This window comes from Micromonospora sp. KC606 (assembly GCF_004348675.1).
Taxonomy (GTDB): Bacteria; Actinomycetota; Actinomycetes; order Mycobacteriales; family Micromonosporaceae; genus Micromonospora.
Genome location: NZ_SMKN01000305.1, coordinates 1 through 5,324, shown reverse-complemented (window position 1 = coordinate 5,324; position 5,324 = coordinate 1). Strand labels below are relative to the sequence as shown.

3 protein-coding genes and 1 pseudogene are annotated in these 5,324 nt (G+C 71.2%); 1 reads left to right on the top strand and 3 read right to left on the bottom strand.

Features of this window, described 5'->3' with window-relative positions; genetic code table 11:
- Together E1193_RS32215 and E1193_RS29820 are read right to left on the bottom strand one after the other, a co-directional pair.
- A pseudogene (locus E1193_RS32215) lies at positions 1-841 on the bottom strand (hypothetical protein); the annotation flags it as partial.
- A gap of 286 nt (positions 842-1,127) precedes the next feature.
- Positions 1,128-2,609 carry an aminopeptidase P family protein gene (locus E1193_RS29820; protein WP_132186480.1) on the bottom strand — a complete coding sequence of 494 codons (1,482 nt, stop codon included), beginning with the start codon at positions 2,607-2,609 and terminating at the stop codon, positions 1,128-1,130.
- 235 nt (positions 2,610-2,844) lie between these two features.
- On the opposite strand from E1193_RS29820, the gene asnB reads away from it, so the two are divergent.
- The gene (gene asnB, locus E1193_RS29815) at positions 2,845-4,806 is read left to right on the top strand and encodes an asparagine synthase (glutamine-hydrolyzing) (RefSeq protein WP_132186479.1); all 1,962 of its coding nucleotides are present in this window, start codon (positions 2,845-2,847) and stop codon (positions 4,804-4,806) included.
- Positions 4,807-4,983: 177 nt separating this feature from the next.
- On the opposite strand, the gene E1193_RS29810 is transcribed toward asnB, so the two are convergent.
- On the bottom strand, positions 4,984-5,324 hold a 341-nt coding region (locus tag E1193_RS29810), incomplete at its 5' end, for a cellulose binding domain-containing protein (RefSeq protein WP_207922924.1).

Below are 5,324 nucleotides of genomic sequence, written 5' to 3'. Positions count from 1 at the left end.
CCAGCTTGCTGTCGTGGATGTCGACCCGGCCGTAGTTGGCGATCGCCCCGCCGTTGCCCTCGGCGTTGTTGCCGACCAGGGTGGTCTTTTCCAGGTGGGCGGCGCCACCCCGCTCCACCAGCAGCGCACCTCCGTCGGGGCCCTGCGACCCACCGGGGACCCGCTGGTCGCCCGAGCCCGGCCCGCCCGGGCCCTGCGGCCCGTCCGGAGCCTTCCGGTCGCCAGGCCGGCTGCCGTGTGTGAACGCGGCGGCGTTGCCGCCCTTGAGGGTCACGTCCTTCAGGGTCAGGTCCCCGCCGTCGGCGACGGTGAACAGCCGGAAGGCGTCCTCGGAGTCCCGCTTGATCGTGGCGCCCCGCCCCTTGACGGTGACCTCGTGCCGGATCGCCGGCAGGCCCGAGCCGGACTTCTTGTCGTGGCCGCCCAACTCGTAGGTGCAGCGCGGAGCCAGCCGCAACGTGCCGCCACGGTCCCGGTTGACCAGGTCGACCGCCTCGACGAGCTTCTCCTCGTCGCACGGCACGTCGCGGACCTTCCCCTGCCTCTCGCCGCCCCGGCGGTCGCGGTCCCGATCGCCCCGGTTGTCGCCGGCACCGGTCTCCGGGGAGCCCTTGTCGGCCTTGCCGGTGTCGCTCACCTGCTGTGGCGTCGCCATCTGCTTCTCCGTCGCGCGTCGCGCGTCCCCGGCCTTGTCGTCACGCGCGGCGAGGCCGCCGAGCGCCGCCAGGCCGACGACGCCGGTCAGGCCGGCCACGCCGGTGACGACCCAGAGCGCCCGTCGCCGGCTCGTCGGCGGGGTCATCCGTGCCTCGCCGTCGGAAGTCGTTACGTCGTTGGACATCAGAGCCTTCCGCCCTTTCGTGCTCACAAAGGGACCAGAACCGCGCAAGCGGTCTGACCAGCTACAAATCGGTTGCAGCTCCTGAAGCACACCGTATGAGAAGTAATCTCACGACAAGGACGTATCAGAAGAAAGCCCGTATTTCGCTCATGTTTGGCCGCGTGCCCCCAGCCCTGGATCACCCGATCGGGCGTCGCCGGCGCAGACGCCGGCGGGCCCCGCCCGCCGGCGAGGACGGAAACCGTCCGGTGCCGGCGGCGGGGCCCGCCGCGTGGTCGTACCCGGGTCAGCCCGGCAGTCGGGGACCCGCCTCCCGCTGCTCGGCCAGCCACGTCTCCACCTCGTCGGAGCGACGCGGCAGCCCGGCCGAGAGGTTCACCGCGCCGGTCGGGGTGACCAGGACGTCGTCCTCGATCCGGACGCCGATGCCCCGCAGCTCCTCGGGCACCAGCTCGTCCTCCGGCTGGAAGTAGAGCCCCGGCTCGACGGTGAGCACGTAACCCTCGCCGAGCGTGCCGTCGCGGTACTTCTCCTTGCGGGCGTTGGCGCAGTCATGCACGTCGATGCCGAGCATGTGACTGGTGCCGTGCAGGGTCCACCGGCGGTAGACCGTCGAGGCCGGGTCCATCGCCTCGTCCACGCTCACCGGCAGCAGGCCGAGGTCTCTCAGCGCCTCGGCGAGCACCCGCATCGCGGTCAGGTGCACGTCCCGGAACGCCACCCCGGGCTTGACCACGTCGATGGCGGCCTGCTGGGCCTGGTACACGGCGTCGTAGACCTGCCGCTGCAACGGCGTGAACCGACCGTCGACCGGCAGCACCCGCGTCACGTCGGCGGTGTAGAGGTTGCGGTTCTCCACGCCCATGTCCATCAGCAGCAGCTCACCCGGGCGGGTGGCCCCGTGGTTGTGCACCCAGTGCAGGATCGTGGCGTGCTCACCCGCCCCGACGATCGAGCCGTACCCGACGTCGTTGCCGTCGTGCCGGGCGCGCAGCGCGAAAATGCCCTCCAGCAGCCGCTCGGAGACCCCCCGGTCGGCCGGCAGCGCCCGGGCCACGTCCTCGAAGCCGCGTACGGTCGCGTCCACGGCCTCCTGGAGTTGGGCGATCTCCCACTCGTCCTTGACCAGCTTCAGCTCGGAGATCGCGATGGCCAACTCCCGGTCGCGGGCCGGCTCGCCCTCGGCGCGGGGCCCGTCCCACGGGCGGACGGCCGCGTCCACCCGGGCGTCGAAACCGCGCAGCACCCGGGTGCGCCCCGGCGCGAGCCCGGCGAGGGCCGCGTCGAGCCCGGCCAGGTCCTCGGTCGGCAGGCCCAGCTCGGTCGACTTCTCCGTCAGGGTGTGCCGCCGGCCGACCCACAGCTCACCGTGTCGGCTGCGGAAGAACTCGTCGGTCTCCCGTGACGATCGGGGGCGCATGTAGAGCGTGGCATCGTGCCCGGAGCCGTTGGGGCGGAGCACCAGAACGCCGTCCGGGTCCAGGTCGCCGGTCAGGTACGCGAAGTCGCTGCCCGGCCGGAACCGGTGTTCGGTGTCGTTCGCGCGGACCTTCTCGTTGCCGGTCGGGATGACCAGGGTCTCGCCCGGGAACGCGGCAGAGAGGGCGGCCCGGCGCTTGGCGTGGTTCGGCACCTCCGGGCGCGGGCCGACCGGCAGGGTGGTGTCCTGCCAGCCCTGGCGCATGAAGGCAAGGAATGCCTCCGGGAAGTCCGGGTCGTGCGATTCGGTGCCGTCCGCCGGCTTGCCGCTGGTCCGGTCCTCGGCCATGTCCGCTCCCTCCGCGTCGTTGCTGGTCCGACGGTACCGCCTCGCCGCGCCCGGTCGGGAGCGGCGGTTTGGGCCACCGGACGCGGCCCGGAAAGGGGCGACGCGGCCCTGCCCGCCGACGGAACCGGGTGTCGTCGCTGGTCCGGGTTCTGCGCCGGCGGCCGCGGGCAGGTCGTGGGTAAGAGAGCCAGCGGTGCCGCGACGGCCGCTCCGCGCGCGTGGAAAGATGACCACCATGTGCGGACTCCTGGCCTTCTTCAGTGCGCGCGGCGACGCCGCCGCTCACCGCGACAACATCGCCGGGGCGTTGGAATGCCTGCACCACCGAGGCCCGGACGAGACCGGGGTCGAGGTGGTCGGGGACGCCTCCGGCCGGTACGCGGACGGGGTGTTCGCGCACAAGCGGCTGGCGATCATTGATGTGGCGTCCAGTCACGAGCCGCTGCCCTACGCCGGCGGTCGATACCTGCTCACCTTCAACGGTGAGATCTACAACTACATCGAGCTCCGCGAGGAGCTGATCCGCACCTTCGGCGCACAGTTCGCCACCGCGGGCGACGGTGAGGTGATCGTCGCCGGGTACCACTACTGGGGCGAGCAGGTGCTCACCCGGCTGCGCGGCATGTTCGCCTTCGTCATCTGGGACCGGCAGGAGCGGCGGGCCTTCGGCGCCCGCGACTACTTCGGCATCAAGCCGCTGCACTTCCTGGAGACCGCCGACGGGCTCTACCTCGCCTCCGAGAAGAAGGCGTTGCTGCCGTTCGCCCACTCCGCGTACCAGGGCGACGCCGGCATCGACACCGCGAGCCTGAGCCACTACCTGACGCTGCAGTACGTCCCGGAGCCGGGCACCCTGCACAAGGGGATCAGCCGGATCGGCTCGGGGGAGTACCTCACCTGGACCCCCGGCGGCCGAATCGACGTGCGCCGGTGGTACCGGCCGGTGTTCCGCCCGGCGCCGGTCGACGACGAGCAGCGGCTCTACCACGACATCCGGGAGACACTGCGGGAGAGCGTCCGGATGCACATGCGTTCGGACGTGCCGGTCGGCTCGTTCCTGTCCAGCGGCATCGACTCCACCGCGGTGGTGGCTCTCGCGCGGGAGTTCAACCCGAACATCCTGACCTTCACCGTCGGGTACGACGTGCCCGGCTACTCCGAGATCGACGTGGCCCAGGACTCTGCCCGGCACCTGGACGTGACCACCATCCCGACCAAGATCGGGCCGCAGGACATGATCGACGCGCTGCCGAAGATCGTCTGGCACCTGGACGACCCGGTGGCGGACCCGGCGCTGGTGCCGCTCTACTTCGTGGCCAAGAAGGCCGCCGAGCACGTCACGGTGGTCCTCTCCGGCGAGGGCGCGGACGAGTTCTTCGGCGGTTACACCATCTACCGCGAGCCGCTCTCCCTCGGCGCGGTCAACGGCCTGCCGGGCGGCGTGCAGAAGGGGCTGCGGGCGGTCTCCAAGGCGATCCCGCAGGGCGTCAAGGGCAAGAGCTTCCTGGAGCGCGGCACCACCCCGATCGAGCAGCGTTACTACGGCAACGCCCGGATGTTCACCGAGGAGGAGAAGCAGCACCTGCTGCGCCGCTACGACCCCTCGGTCCGCTACACCGACGTCACCGCGCCGATCTACGCCGAGTGCACCGAGCTGGACGACGTCACCAAGATGCAGTACGTCGACCTGTACACCTGGCTGCGCGGCGACATCCTGGTCAAGGCCGACCGGATCTCGATGGCGCACTCACTGGAGGTACGGGTGCCCTTCCTCGACCGGGAGGTCTTCAACGTCGCGGCCGGCATCCCGGTCGACCTGAAGCTGCCGCCCCGCTCGGACGCCACCAAGTACGCCATGCGCCAGGCGCTGCAGGGTGTGGTCCCGCCGGCCATCGTCAACCGCAGGAAGCTCGGCTTCCCGACCCCGACCCGGGTCTGGCTGCGCGGCGAGATGTACGAGTGGGCCCGGCACGTGCTGGCCACCTCGGGCGCCGGCGACCTGATCGACCTGTCGTACGCGACGCGGTTGCTGGACGAGCACAAGCGGGAGGAGGCGGACCACTCCCGCAAGGTGTGGACGGTGCTGATCTTCTGCATCTGGCACGCCATCTTCGTGGCCAAGACCCTCGACCCCGGCATCCAGCGCAACCAGTCCGCCCTGCTCACCAAGCCCGTCGTGGGCAGCATGGTCCGCTGACGGTCCGGGGCGTTGCCCCGTCCCGCCATCGAGAGGCCCGCGTCGCGCCGGAGTGATCCGGGGACGCGGGCCTCCCGCCTGGTGCGGCCGGGCCGGGCGGCGGGTGGACCGCCGCCCGGCGGGTAGCTGCTGGTCGCCGGGGAACCCGAGCGGGTCGGCGATCGGCAGTTGGGTGGGTCAGCGGCCGGTGCAGGTGACGGTCGGCAGGGTGTTGGTGCCGTTCGTGCTGGCGATGAAGCCGAACGTGGTGGTGCCCTCCGGTGCGATGGTGCCGTTGTACGCGGCGTTGGTGACCGTCACCGACGCCCCGTTCGTGGTGGCCGTTCCGCCCCAGGTCTGCGAGATCCGCTGACCGCTGGGCCATGTCCAGGACGCCGTCCAGCCACCGTACGTCCGCTTGCTGTGGTTCATGATCATGACCTCGCCCTGGAACCCGCCGTTCCAGGCGCTGACCACCTTGTAGACGGCCATGCAGTCATCGCCGTGCGGCGGCGGGGTGGTCGGGTTCGGTGGGGGAG